This window comes from Treponema denticola, assembly GCF_024181405.1.
GTDB classification, from domain to species: domain Bacteria; phylum Spirochaetota; class Spirochaetia; order Treponematales; family Treponemataceae; genus Treponema_B; species Treponema_B denticola_D.
The window spans coordinates 2,647,509-2,666,541 of record NZ_CP051302.1; the positions used below are offsets into that span (position 1 = coordinate 2,647,509).

Below are 19,033 nucleotides of genomic sequence, written 5' to 3' on the forward strand. Positions count from 1 at the left end.
ATATCGCTGTCAGAGAAGCTTATCTTTTCCAGAAAGCAGGCATAAAATAAATTATCATTGTGTATAGTTCCAATCGTCCTGCGAGCATTATAAAAGAAAAGAAAATTTTTACAGGGGATGAAAAAAATGCAAAGTTTCCGGCAGGGCCGACGCTTCCAAAACCGGGGCCTATGTTTCCTATAAGAGCAAGAGAAGCCGTAAATCCGCTTAATAGGTCTGCTCCGTCGGCAGCTGCAACCAAGGCTGTAATAAGGGTCAAGAGGAAGTAGCAAAACATAAAACCTGCAACGCTGTAAACTATGTCCTTCCTTCCAGGGCGGTTATTAAGCTGAATACCGAAAACACCGTGCGGGCTTAAAAGCCGTTTTGCTTCCATTCCGGCCTGCTTTTGCAGGATTAGCCAGCGGATTACCTTGATGCTTCCTGCCGTTGAGCCTGAACAGCCTCCGACAAACATCAAGAAAAATAAAACCATTTTTGCGAACTCCGGCCATGCGTTATAGTCGGCCGTTGAAAAGCCTGTGGTCGTTATTACTGAGGCGACTTGGAAAAAGCTTTGTCTTAAACCTCCTCCGATTCCGTAAATTGGATAGATAGAAAAAGCAATTAAAACGGTTGAGACAAATACTATTTTAAGATAGGCTTTAAGTTCCGAATTATGGAAAAATTCTTCAGGGTTTCCGGTAAACAGGTGAAAATAAAGACTGAAGTTGACGCCTGCCAAAATCATAAAGACGGCACAAATAATTTCAACCGACGGAGAATTGAAGGCTCCGACGCTTGCGTTTCTTGTTGAAAAACCTCCTGTGCCCAAAGAGGCAAAGGTGTGGCAGAGGGCTTCGAGGAATGGAAGTCCTGCAAGCATTAAGAGGATTATTTGTATTATAGTCATTCCAAGATATATAAACCAAAGAGCTTTTGCCGTATGGGTTATCTTTGCCGTTACCTTTCCCTTGTCGGGGCCGGTAGTTTCGCTTTTGATGAGCTGAAATCCTCCTACTCCCAAAAGAGGAAAGAGGGCAACTGTGAGGGCTACTATTCCCATCCCTCCAAGCCAGTGCATCTGGGTACGCCATACATGCATTGTCATTGGGCAAGCTTCGACATTGGTAAGAATCGTTGCTCCCGTTGTTGTAAAACCGGATACGGATTCAAAGATGGCGTCTGCAAAGTTGGGTATCACGCCTGAAATACATAATGGTATTGCTCCTAAAATACCCGCAGCTATCCATGCTGCTGCAACCAATATTATACCGCCCGAAACCGAAAGTCTGACTTTTTTGTTTCTCAAAAAAAAGAAAAAAGCTGCTGCAACGGCAAAGACAAAGGCTGTAGGAATTAAAAAAGACGGAATCAAATAAGCTTCGTTTTCATAAAGGGCTGTTCCAATCGGAATAATGAAGCTTATGGAAATTATTGCGAGAATCATAAAAATTATTCGGATATATTGTAAGGCTTTCATTTAAAATCTAATTACCTCCGAACATTTTTATAATTTCGTCGCTTCTCGAAGATTTTACTATAAAGACAATTTTATATCCGGCCTTGACCTCCGTATCTCCGGTAGGAATCTGCTCTTCGTTTTCATCCGTAACAAGAAGAACAAGATAGACTCCATGCTGAGATATATCTTTTAGTTTTTGGCCGAGAACAGAGCTTTTTTCGGAAACTTGCAGCTCTATTATTTCAAGTTTACCGTCACCCATTGTATGAACGCTTGTTACATTTTCACTTACAAGATGACTCATTATAGAGTCTACAACTACATCTTTAAAAGAAACTGCAACATCGACACCGATCTTATATGCAACATTTTCAAGTACGGCGCTTTGAACGAGGGATATTGTTTTATAAACACCAAGGGTTTTTAAGTATGCACAGGCAATCATATTAAATTCATAGTTGGGTGTTGTGCATATTACCAAGTCGAATGAATCAAGGCCTATTTCGTCTACAAAGGATTCGTCTGTAACATCAGCTTTATAGATAGAAGCTTCGGGGAATTCGGCAGCGACTTCCTTTGCCTTTTTATCATTTGTTTCGATAATGGAAATCTTCCATTTTTGATTTAGATTGATCGGCAAAAGTTTTGAAAGAAAAGATTTTCCTTTTGAATTTTTAAGCAGGTATTCCGCAATGCTTTTTCCTATTCGGCCCATTCCTACCAAGGCAATTTTTTTAAATTCTTGAGTTTCGAAGCCTGACAGTTCATAAAATCTTTTTATATGCTCCGGCTTTGTTAAAATTGAAACCCGTGTTCCTGCCGTTAAAATAGTATCGCCTGACGGAATTCTATTTTTTCCGTTTTGCTCAACACTTACAACTATGAAGGGAATGTCAACATATTTTCTGATATCAAAAACGGCAAGACCGTCCAGAGTGCTTTTTTCGCAAACATTAAATCGGGAAAGTTCATAGCTTGAATTCTCAAAGGACAGAATATCACTGACTGCTCCGTGTTCTATAGCCTGAATAACGGCGAGGGCTGCTTCTTCGTCGGGATAAACCAGGGCATTTATACCCAGAGTTCTTTCTTCCGAAAAATTTAAAGCCTTTACATAGTCCTCATTACGGACTCTTGCTATTTTTATAACTTGGGGGGCGAGACTATCCGCGATGCCGCAGATTATCATATTGAGTTCATCCGAGTCGGTTACGGCTATCATGGCTTCGGCCTTTTTTATGCCTGCATCCAAGAGGATTTGAGTGTCGTTTCCTGCGGCCTGTACTACCATACAATCCAGTCTATTAGCTGCATGGCGGGCTGTTTCTTCATCTCTTTCTATTAAAACAACATCATGTTTTTTTCTTATGAGCCTGCGGGCTAATTCACTTCCGGTAACGCCGCCGCCAACTATAATTATTTTCATATTTTTATAGTACTACAAATTTTGCTTTTTGAAAAGAGTGTAAATATGATTGTAGGTTTATTTTAATTGTATCTTAATAATTTTTATATTTTATGATATAATCGTATTCGGTATGAATTTAATAGAACAAACAATAAAGACTTATGGAAGAGATTTACAAAACGTTTTTGTATTTCCTTCGAGGATTGCTTCAAGGTTATGGTTTCAAAAATCGCTTAGCATTACCGGATTGGGGACTGTCCCTTCTGAAAATTATATGTCGTGGGACGACTTTAAAGAATCTTGCCTTGCCTCTAAAGCCTCTTCTTTAAGTCCCGTATCAAATACGGTGCGCAGAATTTTTGCCCAATATATAAGCCGTCTTAATTCGGAAAAGGCAAAAGACGGAAAACCGCTGTTTAAATTCCTTATCCCGCAGGACTATGCTGAAACGGGAGCTGTTTTTTCAGAATGGATTGCAGGGATTTTGCCGCAGCTCGATCACTTTGAAAAGCGGTATGCCGATAAAAGTTCTGATTTTTTAGAAGATAATGAAATGAAGGACTATCTTGTTTTAAAGAATGAATATGCCGATTTTTTAAAAAAGAATTCTTTGTTTGAACCTTCTTGGGTTTCTTCCGAATTTTATTCATATCAAAAAAAATATATTATTATTTATCCCGAATTGATGGAAGATTTTGGTGAACACGCGGAGCTTTTAAGGCAACAGGAAGAAATCAGCTATATTCCATGTCCTAAATTTAATCAAAAAGAAAACTTAATTGATGTTTATAAAAATTCCAGAAGCGAATTAAAAAATACGGTTTTACAAATTGAAAAACTTCTCAGTGAAGGAGTGAGAGCCGATGAGATTGCCGTAAGTGTTCCCGATATTGAAAACTATGCAGCTTATATAAAAAGAGAATTTTATCTTAGAGGGATTCCGGCCGAATTCCGCTCGGGCTTTAAGTTGGGACTTGAACAAGCCGGTAAACTTTTTTCCCTTATTTATGATTGTGTGCAAAATAATTTTGCTTTTGAATTTATAAAACCGATTGTTTTAAATAAGCATATTCCTTGGAAGGATAGGGAAGGGGCTGAAGCCTTAATAGATTACGGCGTAAAAAATAATTGTGCAGTATCGTGGAAAGAAAATAAAGAAGATACTGTTTATAAAAATATTTGGATTGAATCTTTTAAAATAAATTATGAAAGAGATGAAATTGAAGTTGAACAAAAGAAAAAAGCGAGGGATTGGTTTTATAGTTTTTATTATGCCGTAAATAGAATTTGCGAATCTAAAACTTTTGCAGATTTACAAAAAAATTATTTTTTATTTAGAAATGAATTGATAGATGAAAATCTTTTTTCCGAAAAAGATAATGCAATCTTGGGCCGCTGTATTTCTTGTCTTCAAGAATTTTTATATTTGGAAGATAAGTTTGAAGCCTACATGCCCTGTGACAGGTTTAAGTTTTTTATTTCGGAATTGGATAAGGCTATCTATGTTCCTCAAAACACGGGGCTTGCCGTAAGTATTTTTCCTTACAGAGTTGCCGCCGCAACTCCTTTTAGCTATCATTTTGTTTTAAATTGCAGTCAAGACCATACAAATATTATTTATAATAAACTTTCTTTTTTGCGTAAGGATAAAAGAGATGCCTTGGGTGTTTTTGAAACCGATGCATCTTCTTATTTTTTTGAAGCCTATACAGAATCTCCAAATACCGTTTTTAGTTTTAGTCCTCATAATTTTAATTCGTATTTGATTATAAATAGTCTTTTTGAAATTTCTGAAGATGAAGAAATTAAAAATGCTGAACGGGTAAATAAAAAAATAGAAGAATTAAAATCCTATGATTCTTTTTTACTTGATTATTCCCTAGATAAAGAAGAGGCATTAGAGGAAACTTCTGCAATATATAAGATTCAAAAAAATGCAGTCTCAACATTTTCAACATTAAAGAGAAAAAAAGATTTTTCTTATTTGCAAAATTCATACGATGGGATTAGTGAAGAATTAAATTCGTATATGAACGAAAATTTATTTAAGGAAGGTGCTCTTAAATTAAGTCAAACCGATTTAAAAATATTTACCGAGTGTCCCGTTTCATGGTTTTTAGAAAAAGTTCTTTCCGTCTTTTCGGAAAACTATGATGCCGGTATCTTTGATGCCAGAAATATCGGCAACCTTTCGCACAGTGTTTTGGAAGTTCTATATAAAGAGATAGGTTCAACGGATAAATATTTTAATTCTAAAAACTTAGATAATTATATTGAAAGAGCTTCTTTAATATTCGATGACCTTGCAGAAAAATCCATGGATTTTAGAGGTGCTTTGGCAAAGCCCTTTATTCAATCCTTAAAAAAGAGGGTGATGGAAGCCGTCAATTTTGTTTTAGAAAGCGATGCTTCGCTTTTGGATGGATATGCTCCTAAATGGGTAGAAGAATGGATCGAAATGGAAAATGACGGCATTTTATATCGCGGCAAAATAGACAGGGCTTCTTTTCCGCAAGATGAAAGGAGCGGAGTAATCATAGATTATAAAACAAATAATATGCCGGCCTATTCTTCCTACGGTAAAAAAAAATCAAGTGTAGAAGAAATAGAATTGACAGATTTTCAGATACCAATGTATATCTTCTTGGCTGAATCCAAATTAAAAAAGGATTCAACAAAAGAAAAGAAAAATTTTGAAACTATAGAACATGCATGGTTTTTAAGTTTTGTGCAGCAAAAAATAAACAAGATTGTAAACGATAATGAAGCTATTCCTGTTACACGGAACGGATCCGAAAGAACCCGTGAAGATTTTCAATCTTCAATCGACGCATTTATTAATGAAGCGGAAAGATTTGCAGAGCAGGTGAAAGCCCAAGATTTTACAAAACCTTCTACCGTTTCATTTGAAACATGCAGTGAATGCGGCTTTAAACATATTTGCAGAACAGCTTATTCAGTTAACTAAAAATTTTATTGGAGAAAAATTACAATGAATGATTATATAAAAAATATAATGGATAGTTTAAATGAAAATCAAAAAAACGCGGTAAGCGTTGAAAAAAATTCTGTAATTGCTGCGGGTGCCGGTTCCGGAAAAACGAAAGTTTTGGCTGCACGCTATGTTTATTTTGTTGTTGAAAAGGGAGTCAGCGTAGAAAAAATAATAGCTCTAACTTTTACCGAAAAAGCTGCTGCCGAAATGCATAAAAGAATTTATAACGAGTTAAAAAAAATAGATCATCCTAATGCAAAAAATGCTATCGAAAAATTTCATCTTGCAAAAATTTCGACAATAGATTCTTTTTGCAATAGAATAGCAAGAGATGCATGTAGAAACTTAGGTATTTCTCCCGATTTTACCATTGATAATGCCGAATCGGAAAAGCTGGCTTACCGCATAGGCTTGGATTTCTTTTTGAAAATGCGATCGGATAAAACCATGCAGTTTTTTTTGGGAGATAACGGAATAGATGATTTTGTTTCGGGGCTTTTTGTAAAATTATTAAGTAAGTATGTTTTGATTTCAAAACCAATTGATTTTAAAAAAAGTTTAGAAGCTCAGATAAAATATCATGATGATGAAGAAAGAAAAACTCTAGCGGAATGTTTTGATGTTTTTGAATTTATAAAAGAAAACGATCCTTCTAAAAATTTTACGGAAGAAGCTATGAGCGAATACTCTAACCTTCCTCATTTTCCAGAATCGGTAAAAGATGAAGCTTTTATTAAGCTGCTTACTGTTGTCGATAAAATTTCTAAAACAGCAAAAGGTAGAGGAAATGATACCGTAAAAGAAATAAAAGAAAAATCAAGAGTCATATATGAAAAACTTGTGTGTATTTATAATTTTGAGTATTCGCGTGAGTTCTTGGCTTCTTTTTTTGATATGCTTAATGAGCTTCAAAAAGAATATATATATGAAAAAAAACAAAGAGGTCTTTTAACTTTTTCGGATGTGTCACAGCTTGCTGTGGATGTTTTGATAAATGATGTAGATTTAAGAAACTTTTATAAAAAGAATGCAGACATTATTATGATAGATGAATTTCAAGATAACAATAGTCTGCAACGAGATTTGCTTTTTTTAATTGCAGAAAAACTTGAACGCTCCGAAAAATCCGTTCCCGGTCCTCAGGAGCTTTGTCCCAATAAACTTTTTTTTGTCGGAGATGAGAAGCAGTCGATCTATGCTTTTAGAGGAGCTGATGTTTCCGTATTCCGAAAACTTGCGGACGATATTTCGGATAAAGAAAGGCTTGCCGCCACAAGGCTCTTGATAAATTACCGCACGGAGCCTACTCTTATAAATTTATTTAATACAATATTTTCCAAAGTTTTTTATTCCGAAATAAATAAGCCCTTGGAAAAAAACGGATTTGTTCCTCCCTATGAAGCGGAGTATGTGCCGACTGAAACTAGAGCTCCCGTAAAAGGAGTTGACCCGAAAATTGAAATAATGTTTTTTGATAAAAAAAGATTTAATGCTTTGGAAGATTCAAGCCGGTTTCTTAGTCCTGTAGAAGCTGAAGCTTTTTATCTTGCAAAAAGAATTTTAGAATTGCATAATCAAGGTTTTAAAATTAGGGACGGTAAATCTGCAAGAGCTTGTTCATGGAGCGACTTTGCCGTCTTGCTTAGGGCTTCAACAAAGCAAAGTACATACGAAAGAGTTTTCCGCAATTTTGGTATTCCCTATAGGAGTGTGCAGCAGAGAGGTTTGTTTAATGATGCACCTATAAACGATATTTATGCTATGCTTAAAATTATAGCCTATCCTTCCGATAAAAAAACTTATGCTCAAGTTTTACATTCGCCTTTTGTAAATATAGATGATGATGCCTTTGCAGTTTTACTTTTAAATTTTACAAAAGCTTTCGATATTTCTTTAGCGGAAAAATTAAATGAAAAAAATAAAGATGCCTATTTGCGGGCTTGCGATTTATTTGCTCGCTTAAATAAAAATATTTTAACTATGAGCTGTGCCGAGTCGGTTACATATCTTTGGTATGAAGAAGCTTATAGATATTTTTTATTGAGCAATGAAGAAAATCATCACTATATGGATTTGTATGATTATCTTTTTGAGCTCGCCTGCCAAGCCGACATCAACGGATTAACTTTTTCTCAATTTGTGGATTTGCTTTCATCTCATATTGAAGATAATGAAAGACTTGATGATATGGAGCTTCCCTTAGATGATCAAAAAGACTCTGTTCAATTTTTAACTGTGCATAAAAGCAAAGGTTTGGAATTCCCTATTGTTATAGTTCCCGACTGCGGAAATAGGGGTATCCCTGAAAAAAAAGAGGGGCTCGTTTTTTATAATGAAGATATGGGGCCTGTTTTGTATTCTCCCAAGGCTCCGGACTTGTCTGCGAAAGCGGGTAATTTGATTTTTGAATCATTACGTGATGAGGCTAATGCAAAGCTTATTGCCGAAACGAAGCGGCTTCTTTATGTTGCAGCTACAAGAGCCGAATCCTATTTAATTATAAGCGGCGTATATAATCATTTACAAAATGAAGACTCCAAAGATTATAAAAAAGATGAAGCTAACGATTGTTCATCTTCAGATTCAAGAAGTCTTGAAGAAATAAAAAGCATGCTTAAACTTTCGGACAAGACTATAAGTTTTTTTGAATTGCTTTTGCCTGCTCTTCCCGATAAACATGAAGATATTATTTTTATTGAGATTTTACCTACCGAAAGAAAGAAGCTGTTTAATAATTTAAAAACACAAAAGCATGAAAAAGTCAATTTTGAAAAACTTTTTGCTTCTTCTAAAGTAAAAGAATTTAATCTTGCAGAAAAAAGAATAACTACCGCTACAGGCCTTGCCCATGAGATAAATAAAAAATCGAAAGAAGGTTATTTGTATTCTTTTACTTCCGAAAAAGATAAGCTGCCTGATTCTTCTAAGGATAGAGCTGAACAAAAAGAATTTACGGCTGCCGAACTGGGAACTCTTACCCATGCCCTAATAGAAGCCCGTCTTTTAAATAAAGAATTTATCTATCCGAAAGGTCATTCCGAAACTGAAAGAAAAAAGATTTATGCTTGGGCCGATAATTTCTTTAATTCGGATATGTATGCGCTTGCAAAAGAAGCGAAACAAGTAAAAAGCGAATACGGTTTTTTAACGGATTATGAAGGACAAATTGTAAGCGGACAGATAGACTTACTTTTTAAAAAAGACGGAATAGTCTATGTTGTAGATTATAAAACCGACGAGATAGAAAATCAGGATTCACACTTGACCCAGCTGAAGATTTATAAAAAAGCCGCCTCCGATCTTGCAAAAACCGAATCGGAAAATCTTAAAGAAAATTCGGATAAGCCCATCGAGGTCAAGACCTTTATTTTCTATCTAAAAACGGGACACTGTGTTGAGCTTGAGATATAGGTAATTTAGACAAACCGGAGAGATCTCTCCCGCTGCAAAAAAATAAACTTTTTGTAGACTTTTTAAAATTTTATTTGATATATTATTAGAGGGTATAATTTATGGAATTAAAACTACAAAGAGCAAATCATAATCTTAAAGAAATTTTAAAAGACGGCCTTATTTATAATATCATTTTCTTTTCTCCCAATAAGCCTAAAACAACTCCCGGAGTAACCTATATTCCTTCAAATGAAGTTATCAGACAAAATATTGAAAATTCCTTAAAGTGGAAAGGCTGCTGGTATAGTAAGGTAATAGAGAATTATGAAGACACTTATCTTTTATATAATTATACGCTGCCTCATCTAAGCTTTTATCGATTTGTACAAGATTATAAAAAAGAATACTTTATTGTAGCTCAAAATGAATCTTCAGAATTAATTTATTATCTTTACAAGGTTGAACCTAAATATCCTCCATTTAAGCTTACAAAGGAAGAAGTTGCAAAATTAAAAGAACGCCATTCCTTTGAACTCATATATCGGGGAAAGTCTCTTAAGGAGCTGCACTCTCATCATAATGACGCGGCTCTAAAACTTATAGAAGAAAAAGATGCAGCAGAAGGTGCTTTTGTCTATACGCAAAAAATAATGGAGCTGTATTCGGAAGGTCCGGGTATTTCTCTTGAACAGGGAAAGAAAGATATAGCTGAGATGGTATCGACACAGCCTAAGGAATGGATGGGCCCATATTTTGAAAGAAACAAGATCCAGTGGGGAGGCGAAGAACGCTGGAAGAGAAATGATAAAGCCGAAGGCTCCAGACTGAAAATCTACCGTTTCGGGTCAATGTGCTTTTCTTTTAATTTTTCTAAAAAAGAATGATGTCTTGAGATAATATCAAGGTGTTTAGCCTCGAAGCTTCGCCGGCTATACCTCCCCTAATTTACAGTTCCTCAATCTCGGATTCAGGAAGACCGGTTATTTCTTTAATTAAAGCTATATCAAAGTTTTTTGCTTCATAAGTTTAGCGGTTTCTATTGATTTTTGCTTTAACCCTTCTGAAAAGCCTTTATACCTAGCGTCAATCTCAAAAGGTGACATCAATCTATATTCTTGTCTTGCCTGTTCGTTTTCTTTTATTGTTTGTATCATTTCTTCTATCCTCCTTGTAAATTCACTCTTCGCCTTACCGGTTTTAAGGTATTCTAAAAATTCTTTTAATTCTTTGTCTTTAGTGTTTTTAAAGGCCTCTGCATTTATTATAACCTCTAAAAGGGGAAGGGCCCCCCCGTTCTCTTACGAGCTTTTCAAGTCAGAGCGGTGGTTTTACCTCGAAACTCCGTTGGCTGTGCATCTTCCCCTTTAACCCCATCTCTTTTTACCTCGAAGTTCCGCTGTTTGTACTCGCTCTGCAAAAGGACTTGCAGCCCTTTGGAATCCCGCATTGTTAAATCTTCAATTTTTTTTCTTCTGATTTTTTCACATTCTCCCTCCCCATTATATTTATAGAAAATATTTAAAAAAAATAGTAAATTAGAAAAAGATTTTTTTAATCGATGCAGTTTTTACAAATTCCTTTGCGAAGTTGAGCGTGAGCTCAGCATTTTGCGTTTACTGCGGTTAAATAATCAATAAAATTTAATTCTTTTTCAAATTTTACTATTAAATACAAATAATCTCTACAATAATTATGAAAGGGGAAAAGTTTTTCTTCTTTTACAAAAATTATTAATGAGGCTTAATTATGCACAAACCATTTAAAGTAACCCTCCGCAACGACTACGCTTTTAAACGAGTCTTCGGCACTGAGGAAAGCAAGGACGTACTACAGGATTTGCTGGAATGTATTTTAGACATTCCGCCTGAAACAATTGCAGGTTTGGAGCTTCTGGATAAGGAGTTTCATAAGGATTCGATAAACGATAAAACCGGTGTTTTAGACGCAAAATTACGCCTAAAGAACAATACCATTATCGACGTCGAAATTCAAAACAGATGGAACAGAGAGTTTGTTCAAAGAACCATCTTTTACTGGGCTAAAATGTATACGGAAAACTTAAAAACAGGAGAAGTGTATACAAAACTGCCTAAATGTATTACAATAAACATAGTGGGTGAAGGCTTTGATTTAAATAATCTTATTCACAGTGAGTATAATGTGGTAGAAAAGCACCTAAACGAAAGGCTTTCCGATGAGCTTGAAATTCACTTTTTAAACTTAACCAAAGTTAAAGAACAACAAGAAAGCTTTGAACAGGACGAAAAGAGAAAGAAACTTTACAACTGGCTGAAATTTATTAAAACTGATAATCCGGAGGTAAGAAAGATGTTAGAACAAGAATCCCCCATGATGGCAAAAGCCAATACAATGATAGAAGTAATGGAAATGAGCCCAAAAGAAAAGTGGCTCTATGAAAACCGCATGAAATACGAACACGATAAGGCCTCTTGGAAACATGTGGGTTATCAAGAAGGTATTGATAAAGGTATTAAGCAAGGGGCATACCAAAAAGCTCTTGAAACGGCAAAAAACTTATTCCGTTTAGACTTATCGATTGAAAATATAGCAGAAGCTACCGGTCTCAGCAAAAACGAAATAGAAAAACTATGACTATATTTCTTTCCTGAACGGGAGTTTGTCCCTTCCCCTAATAGTTGTCAATCCCCCCATTTTCTACTATAATAAAGACAGTATGAAAAAACTTAACGGACTCATAGCCTCCGACGGTTTAGCCGCCGGACCGCTGTATTGTATAATGGAACAGCCTGAAACGGTGATTCCTTCTTATTCCATATCTGAAAATGAAATTGGTTTGCAAAAATCGAGATTGGCCGGTGCCGTGGAAAAGGCAAAAAATGAGCTTTCGGAACTGATATCTTCATCATCTGATGTAGAAAAAACCGAAAACGACAAGACCGGTGAAGATATTATATCAACCCACATTCTTATGCTGTCGGATACGGCCTTTTTGGATTCCGTTTTTGCCGATATCGAAAAAACAAGAATGAATGCCGAGTTTGTTTTAAAAAGAAAATTGGACGAAACTGTTGCAATGCTGCAAACAGCCGGAGATGAATACCTTAGTGCTCGAGCTGTAGATATTCAAGATGCTTTTGAATCTGTTTTTGTTTATCTCCTTAAGCAGGGAGCAAGGGATTCCCGATTTACAAAAGTTCCAAAGGGTGCGATTATTGCAGCCAAACTGATAAAACCCTCCGAGGCCCTCTTGGTAAAAAATGCTGGAGTGAACGGTATAATTATGGAAGAGGGCGGCGTTACCAGTCATATTTCGATTATGGCCCGTGCTTGGGATATTCCCATGCTCGTAGGTGTAAAAAACTGTATGGATTTTGCCCGAACAAATATGCCTGCGGCTCTCGATGCGGACGGAGGCTTTGTTTTATTTAACCCTTCCAAGCCCATTATAAAAGAATATGAGGGCCGTATTGAAAAACGAAATGCTGAAATTAAGGAACTCCTAGAAGCTCAAAAAAATTATACTGAGCGTCTTTCAATCACAACAAAGGACGGAGTTAAGGTTTCGGTAAATGCGAATATTGCCTTCCCCGAAGAAATTGAAAATAAATTCGTGACCGTATCAAACGGCATAGGTCTTTTCCGCTCCGAGTTTTTATTTTTAGAGGACGGTAAAATTCCCGATGAAGACACTCAGTTTGAAGCTTATAAAAAAGTTGTTGAAGCTATGGGCAAAAAGCCCGTAATTATTCGAACCTTCGATGTGGGTGCCGATAAGATGATTGATGAACAGGAAAATTTACGCGAAAAAAATCCCCTTCTCGGATGGCGGGCTGTCCGCTATTGCATAGAAAGAAAAGAAGTATTTAAAACTCAAATAAAGGCTATCCTGCGGGCCGGAGTTTTCGGAAATGTTTTTCTTTTGATTCCGATGATTTCAAACATTGAAGAAATTATCGAAGTTAAAAAAATAATCGAAGAATGTAAACTTGAATGTAATGCTGCCGGGGAAAAAATAATTGAAAAGGTTAATGTAGGGATTATGGTTGAAGTTCCCTCTACGGCTGTAGCCGCCGACCTCTATGCTCCGTATCTGGATTTCTTTTCTATCGGAACAAACGATCTTATTCAATACACAATGGCGGCAGACAGGGAAAACACAAAGGTCGCTTATCTTGCAAATTATTTTGAACCGGCTGTTTTGCGGCTTATCAAAAACGTTATTGATGCACAAAGGTTTATAAAAGAACAGGTAGGGCATTTGGTTTCTATGTGCGGAGAAATGGCTTCGCATGAAGATGCCGCCTTTTTACTTTTGGGAATGGGCTTGAGACATTTCAGTATGCCTGCCGGGAAAATTTTAAAAATGCAAAAGTTTATGCAGTCCGTAAATGTAAAGGATGCGGAAGCCTTATACGAAAAAATTAAAAAATTAAATTCCGCGTCTCAAATAAAAACAGAGGTACAAAAAACATTGGAGAAATATTATGCTGAAAAATAAAGATGAAATTATTGATGAAGAAAATATAAGTCCGGATAGCTCGGAATTTTTTCATCAAAAAAAATATAAAAACATTCCTTTGATAGCCATTGTAGGCCGTCCCAATGTCGGCAAGTCTACATTGTTTAACCGCTTTTTAAGAAAACGCCGTTCCATCACCGATCCGACTCCCGGCGTAACCCGCGATCCTATTGAAGCACAGGCAATTATAAACGGCCTTCCTGTCATGCTTGTCGATACGGGCGGCTTTAAGCTTACAAGAAGCGGTGATGCATTTGAAGATACGATAGATGAACTTGTCATGGAAAAAACTATTTCCACCTTAAAAAAAGCCGACAGGATTTTGCTTCTTCTCGATGCAGGTCTTGCAACTGCGGAAGACGAAGAGTTTATTCAATTTTTACGGCCATATTTTAATAAGCTGGTTGTTGCCGTAAATAAGACCGAAGGCGGAAGACTCATGGCGGAGGCTTGCAACTATTACTCTTACGGTTTTAAATCCTTGACCTGTATAAGTGCCGAGCACGGCGATAATATTTCGGAACTGGCTGAAGAGTTGACAGCCGGTCTTGATTTTAGCAAGGTAGAAGAACTTGAAGAAGATGATACAATAAGAATTACAATCGTCGGTAAACCCAATACGGGAAAGTCAACATTGGCAAATTATCTTACAGGTTCTTCCGCTTCGATAATTTCAAATGTTGCAGGGACTACCCGCGATATTGTTGAAGGAGAATTTTCTTATAAAAATAAAAAATTCCTTATTCAGGATACTGCGGGAATAAGGCGCAAAGCAAAGGTCAGTGAAGATATAGAATATTATTCCGTAGTGCGTGCAATTAAAAGCATGGACAATGCCGATATAGTTTTTCATCTGATAGATGTTCAAGAAGGCTTAACAGAACAGGATAAAAAAATTATAGTGCAGGCTACTAACCGCGGCCTCGGCGTTATCTTTGTTTTAAATAAATGGGATTTGATGGAGCAAACAAAAAAAGCTTTTGAGGATGAAGAAGAACGCATAAAAGTTATGTTCGGCAAAATGGATTATGCTCCCGTACTCGCTATTTCGGCAAATGAGGGGACGGGAATTAAAGAGCTTTTAAACACGGCCGTCAAAATGTTCGAGCAGTTAAATAAAAAAATAGAAACCTCGGCTCTAAACATTGCCTTAAAAGATTGGCTTCAGGCTGCTCCCCCTCCGCAAGGCCGTCAAACAGCCTTTACATTTAAGTACATTGTGCAGACAGGTTCCCGTCCGCCGGAATTTTTGTTATTTTCAAACAGACCCGATTATGTAACCGAGTCTTATATGAGGTATATTCAAAATAAAATCAGAAGCGATTTGGGTTTTGAAATGATTCCTATCTTGCTTAAAGTTAAGGGAAGCCGAAAACGCTGGGAAGAAAGGCTTTAGGAATGAAAGGTTTTTCGATAGGTGAAGTTGAAAAAATTACAGGGATAAAATCTCATACTTTAAGATATTGGGAAGACAATATTCCCATCTTGCAGCCTAAAAAAGATTTGGGTGGAAGGCGTATTTACAGCTCCCATGATTTAGGAATCATCTATCGGCTGGATTATTTAATAAATAAAAAAAAGTACACGGTTGAAGGAGCTGCTGCCGAAATAATAAACCAAAGTGCAGCCCAAGGCTCCCTTACAGCTAAAATATCCGAGCTTAGGGATCAGCTTTTAGATATTTACGGAATTATACGGGAAGAAAAAAATGACTGAACAAAATAAACCATTTTACGAAGAATTTGTAAAAAAGAATGAGGCAAAAATTCATCATCAAAAAAAGAAAGAAATTGATGAAAATCTGAATGAAAAGAAGATCAAAAAGAAAAATAATCGGGAAGAGTTTCCGGTAAAGATTGTAAAGACAAAAAATACCGGCAAAAATATTTTTAAAGAAAATGATGAAGATACAAAAGCTCTTTTAAATTCCTTTGATTTAATAATAAAGGATGCTCTAAAACTTTCTTCAAAGCAAGCTGCTTCGGTTCCAAAGGATATCCGTATCTTATTCCATGAGCTTACAAATGAAAGAGGCTCGCGAAAAGTAAATTACCTAAACAATCCCGTAAAATTAACATCCTATATTTACCACTATATGTGGTGGAACTTGGTGCGTATTTCAAAATTGATAGGTAACCTTGATTTTGATTTAAAGGACGGCGACATAATTGCAGACTTCGGCTGCGGGCCAATGACTCTTATGTGTGCTTTTTGGATTGCCAAGCCTGAATTGCGCTCAAAAAAACTTCATTGGTATTGTGCCGATATTTCGGGGAAGGCTTTGGCGGCTGGAGAGGCTTTGTTTAATTCTCTTTTTGCTTTTACAAATCAAAATACCAAAGTAGCACAAACATCGAATTGGAAGCTTACAAAATTAAACGGCAGCTTCGGTCTTCCGTTAAAAGAAAAGGTAAACCTTTTTGTAAGTGCAAATATGTTTAACGAAATATTTTGGGATTCTTCAATTAAAATTGAAGGAGAAGCTGAAAGAGCTGCAAAAACAATTCGACATTATCTTCAAAATGATGGAGCCGCTTTGATAATTGAGCCCGGCATTCCCCTTGCAGGCGAGTTCGTTTCGGCCTTGCGTAAAAACTTTATCGAAAAAAAATATAAAATTATTTCTCCCTGTCCCCATGTAGAAATCTGTCCCATCCCCGGGAAAAAAACGGCTGAACAAAAAAATATAAAATATCCTATAGCCTCGGATAAATGGTGCCATTTTTCTTTTTATGCGGATGATGCTCCTCCAAAGCTTGTAGAGCTTTCTGAAGCGGCAAGACTTGAAAAGACCAGAGCAAGCCTTTCTTTTATATATTGCAAAGGAGAAGAAAACAAAGAAAAGCCGGGTGAATCTAAAAATGAAAAAAAAGATTTCCTTGCACGCATAAGCTCCGAAATAATAAAGCTTGGTGATGGAAAGATCGGCCGTTATGCTTGTTCCGAAAAAGGCTTTTTACTTTTAACCGAAAAAAAAGGCTCTTGGTCAAAGCTTAAAGAATATGTAGACGGCTCTCTTATAAAAATTGAAGACGAAAAAATAAACCGGTTCTTCCATGACAGAAAAACCGGTGCTTTGATTATAAGGGTTTAATTATAGTGTTTCCGTAAGAACCTTACACTTTAAATTTATTTACCTCTATTGATAATTGTTCAATACTCTCCTTATTTTTTTGCGATATTTTGCTTACTTCTTTACCTGATTCATTTATTGCAGAAGCTGCCATAGCCATTTCGTTCATGCTATTGTTTATATTTCTGGTAAGAGCATCAAGTTTTTGCATTTCTTCTGAAACCTTAATTCCTCCGGACAGCATTTCTACCGATCTGGTCTTTACTTCACCCGTAATCGTGTTTATATTTTTTATTGCATGAAGAACTTCATTACTTCCGTTTTCTTGTTCTTTCATTGCAAATACCATAAGCTCTTCTTGTTGTGAAATTTGGTTTACCAGTTCATACACATTAATAAAAGATTTTTCAGCTTCTTCACCGACAAGTGTGAGCTTTTCGATAATCTGTGTAGATTTTTTCATAACCTCGCCTATCTGCTTCCCCTGCATATTAGACTGTTCCGATAGCTTTCTTATTTCATCGGCTACAACGGCAAAACCTTTTCCGCTTTCGCCTGCATGAGCTGCTTCAATTGCGGCATTCATAGCTAAAAGATTTGTCTGACTTGCAATGTTTTGAATAATCTCACTCGTTTCAAGCAAGGAAGCCGATAAGGATGCTATTTGAGCAACTACATCATTTGCTAATCTTGCACCTTCTTTACCGCTCTTTGTTTTCTCATATACGGTTTTAATAAGAGTATTGTTTTTTTCAAGATTGTTTGTAACTGAGGCTATGTTAGCAACCATTTGTTCAACTGCCGCGGAAGATTCCTCAATACTTGAAGCTTGTACTTCAATGTCGCTGTCCAATTCTCCAAGTCTGCTTATAACCTGTTCGATTGTTGCAGATGTCTCCGTGACACTGGCGCTTTGATTGACTGTTTGTGTTTTTACCGATTCTATATTTTGAGTAATTTGGTGTATGGCACTTGCTCTGTCGGATATATTTTGTGCAAGTACATCACCGACATCCTTCATTTTTTGTGAATTCATTAAAACGGCTTTTATCATATAGCTTATTTTTGCAATTGTGTCGGCAAAATAATCCGTCAATTTTCCAATTTCATTATTACCCGTTGAAGGAAGCGTAACCCGTAAATCTCCTTCCGATACGGTTTTAAGAGCCTCGATAACCTTATTAACCGGGCGTATGATAAAGAGCTTTGTAAATATCATGATTGTTAAAACAAATAGAATAAAGATAAAAAGTAAAACAGCTGCCGTCTTTATGAAGAAGTTTGTTTGACTCCTTTGAATTTCTTCAATCGAATATAAAAATTTTGAGTACCCTATTATATTTCCTGAAAAATCATACATAGGATAATAAGCGGCAGCATTAGTTCCGTCAATTTTGATGAGGCTTTCTTTGTTTCCCAATTCTTCCATAATCGCAGCAGAATCTTCGGAATTATCGTTTTCAAAATTGGAACCTATTATTTTATAAGTGTTGTCTAAAGTGCGAGCACATACGCTTATATTTAAACCGCCTTCCAATACCTCCCGGGAACAGTTATTAAGAAAATCCTGTATAAAGTCGTTATTAATATCTCCCCCATATTCTACCGAACCTATGTGTTTGTTGTTTTGATCGAAAAGAGGTTTTACTACTCTGAAGCCTAAGTCGCTTACTCCTACTTCAAGTCCGTATATTTCTTTTTTTTCGGAATTTGCTTTTAAAACTGTTTTTCTAAACCCTGAAAGATCATCATCAAATTTCTTTGGGTTTTGAACACGTAAAAATGAAATTGCCGGCGGTATATGAAAATGGAATTGTTTAGCTTTATAATTTTTTTTCATTTCATCAAACAGGGGTAAGGTAAGTTCGGTAAGAGTTTTCCTGTCTCTTGCTGCAAAAGCTTTTATTATTTCCTCATCTTTAGAAACACTATTCAATATTATCTTACCCATAAGCTCATACGTATTTAACTCATGGTTGAAAGCAGAGTGTTTTATGTCTGCCATCATCTTTACTTGATTTGCAGAGAACTTTTTTAGACTTCGCAAATCCTTGTATGCGATTATTAGATATTGGGCTAAAAGCAATATAACTGTAAAAAGTAAAAGTCTACTACCTATAGAATAGAACCTCGTTTTTGCCGAATGAGAAAGCTGAGTTGAGGTACTTTTTGTTTCTGACATAAAAAACTCCTTGGACAACAATATTAGATATATCCAT

11 protein-coding genes and 1 pseudogene are annotated in these 19,033 nt (G+C 36.1%); 8 read left to right on the forward strand and 4 right to left on the reverse strand.

Annotated elements, in window-relative coordinates; genetic code table 11:
• Positions 1 to 19: 19 nt before the first annotated feature.
• Positions 20 to 1,462, reverse strand: coding sequence for a TrkH family potassium uptake protein (locus HGJ18_RS12340; RefSeq protein ID WP_253696862.1), 1,443 nt, complete (start codon positions 1,460 to 1,462; stop codon positions 20 to 22).
• 7 nt (positions 1,463 to 1,469) lie between these two features.
• Positions 1,470 to 2,870, reverse strand: a complete 1,401-nt coding sequence (gene trkA / locus HGJ18_RS12345; RefSeq protein WP_253696863.1) for a Trk system potassium transporter TrkA — start codon at positions 2,868 to 2,870, stop codon at positions 1,470 to 1,472.
• Between the two features lie 112 nt (positions 2,871 to 2,982).
• Between trkA and HGJ18_RS12350 the strand changes: the two genes are divergently transcribed.
• The 3 genes from HGJ18_RS12350 to HGJ18_RS12360 all read left to right on the forward strand — a co-directional run bounded on the left by HGJ18_RS12350 (position 2,983) and on the right by HGJ18_RS12360 (position 10,124).
• Positions 2,983 to 5,820 (forward strand): PD-(D/E)XK nuclease family protein, encoded by a 2,838-nt coding sequence (locus tag HGJ18_RS12350; RefSeq protein ID WP_253696865.1) that lies wholly within the window; start codon positions 2,983 to 2,985, stop codon positions 5,818 to 5,820.
• A 24-nt stretch (positions 5,821 to 5,844) separates the two neighbouring features.
• Positions 5,845 to 9,258: a UvrD-helicase domain-containing protein gene (locus tag HGJ18_RS12355; RefSeq protein ID WP_253696867.1), complete on the forward strand. Its 3,414-nt coding sequence runs from the start codon at positions 5,845 to 5,847 to the stop codon at positions 9,256 to 9,258.
• A 101-nt stretch (positions 9,259 to 9,359) separates the two neighbouring features.
• Positions 9,360 to 10,124, forward strand: a complete 765-nt coding sequence (locus HGJ18_RS12360; protein WP_253696868.1) for a hypothetical protein — start codon at positions 9,360 to 9,362, stop codon at positions 10,122 to 10,124.
• A gap of 61 nt (positions 10,125 to 10,185) precedes the next feature.
• Here HGJ18_RS12360 and HGJ18_RS12365 read toward each other — a convergent pair.
• A pseudogene (locus HGJ18_RS12365) lies at positions 10,186 to 10,511 on the reverse strand (nuclease/transposase family protein); the annotation flags it as partial.
• Positions 10,512 to 10,986: 475 nt separating this feature from the next.
• Between HGJ18_RS12365 and HGJ18_RS12370 the strand changes: the two are divergent.
• The 5 genes from HGJ18_RS12370 (at position 10,987) to HGJ18_RS12390 (ending at position 16,835) form a co-directional block, all read left to right on the forward strand.
• Positions 10,987 to 11,853, forward strand: coding sequence for an Rpn family recombination-promoting nuclease/putative transposase (locus tag HGJ18_RS12370; protein WP_253696870.1), 867 nt, complete (start codon positions 10,987 to 10,989; stop codon positions 11,851 to 11,853).
• An 82-nt stretch (positions 11,854 to 11,935) separates the two neighbouring features.
• Positions 11,936 to 13,720, forward strand: a complete 1,785-nt coding sequence (gene ptsP / locus HGJ18_RS12375) for a phosphoenolpyruvate--protein phosphotransferase (RefSeq protein WP_253696871.1) — start codon at positions 11,936 to 11,938, stop codon at positions 13,718 to 13,720.
• Positions 13,707 to 15,137 (forward strand): ribosome biogenesis GTPase Der, encoded by a 1,431-nt coding sequence (der, locus tag HGJ18_RS12380; RefSeq protein ID WP_253696879.1) that lies wholly within the window; start codon positions 13,707 to 13,709, stop codon positions 15,135 to 15,137. The genes ptsP and der overlap by 14 nt, the downstream gene beginning before the upstream one ends.
• A 2-nt stretch (positions 15,138 to 15,139) precedes the next feature.
• Positions 15,140 to 15,457 (forward strand): MerR family transcriptional regulator, encoded by a 318-nt coding sequence (locus HGJ18_RS12385; RefSeq protein WP_253683202.1) that lies wholly within the window; start codon positions 15,140 to 15,142, stop codon positions 15,455 to 15,457.
• Positions 15,450 to 16,835, forward strand: coding sequence for a small ribosomal subunit Rsm22 family protein (locus tag HGJ18_RS12390; protein ID WP_253696881.1), 1,386 nt, complete (start codon positions 15,450 to 15,452; stop codon positions 16,833 to 16,835). Before HGJ18_RS12385 ends, HGJ18_RS12390 begins: the two co-directional genes overlap by 8 nt.
• A 22-nt stretch (positions 16,836 to 16,857) precedes the next feature.
• On the opposite strand, the gene HGJ18_RS12395 is transcribed toward HGJ18_RS12390, so the two are convergent.
• Positions 16,858 to 18,996, reverse strand: a complete 2,139-nt coding sequence (locus HGJ18_RS12395; protein WP_253696883.1) for a methyl-accepting chemotaxis protein — start codon at positions 18,994 to 18,996, stop codon at positions 16,858 to 16,860.
• Positions 18,997 to 19,033: the final 37 nt, after the last annotated feature.

Bases quoted from the DNA above. Each gene is read 5' to 3' on its own strand.
- HGJ18_RS12360 (WP_253696868.1), top strand. From the start codon at position 9,360: ATGGAATTAAAACTACAAAGAGCAAATCATAATCTTAAAGAAATTTTA.
- trkA (WP_253696863.1), bottom strand. From the start codon at position 2,870: ATGAAAATAATTATAGTTGGCGGCGGCGTTACCGGAAGTGAATTAGCC.
- HGJ18_RS12370 (WP_253696870.1), top strand. From the start codon at position 10,987: ATGCACAAACCATTTAAAGTAACCCTCCGCAACGACTACGCTTTTAAA.
- HGJ18_RS12355 (WP_253696867.1), top strand. From the start codon at position 5,845: ATGAATGATTATATAAAAAATATAATGGATAGTTTAAATGAAAATCAA.
- HGJ18_RS12390 (WP_253696881.1), top strand. From the start codon at position 15,450: ATGACTGAACAAAATAAACCATTTTACGAAGAATTTGTAAAAAAGAAT.
- der (WP_253696879.1), top strand. From the start codon at position 13,707: ATGCTGAAAAATAAAGATGAAATTATTGATGAAGAAAATATAAGTCCG.
- HGJ18_RS12395 (WP_253696883.1), bottom strand. From the start codon at position 18,996: ATGTCAGAAACAAAAAGTACCTCAACTCAGCTTTCTCATTCGGCAAAA.
- HGJ18_RS12350 (WP_253696865.1), top strand. From the start codon at position 2,983: ATGAATTTAATAGAACAAACAATAAAGACTTATGGAAGAGATTTACAA.
- HGJ18_RS12385 (WP_253683202.1), top strand. From the start codon at position 15,140: ATGAAAGGTTTTTCGATAGGTGAAGTTGAAAAAATTACAGGGATAAAA.
- HGJ18_RS12340 (WP_253696862.1), bottom strand. From the start codon at position 1,462: ATGAAAGCCTTACAATATATCCGAATAATTTTTATGATTCTCGCAATA.
- ptsP (WP_253696871.1), top strand. From the start codon at position 11,936: ATGAAAAAACTTAACGGACTCATAGCCTCCGACGGTTTAGCCGCCGGA.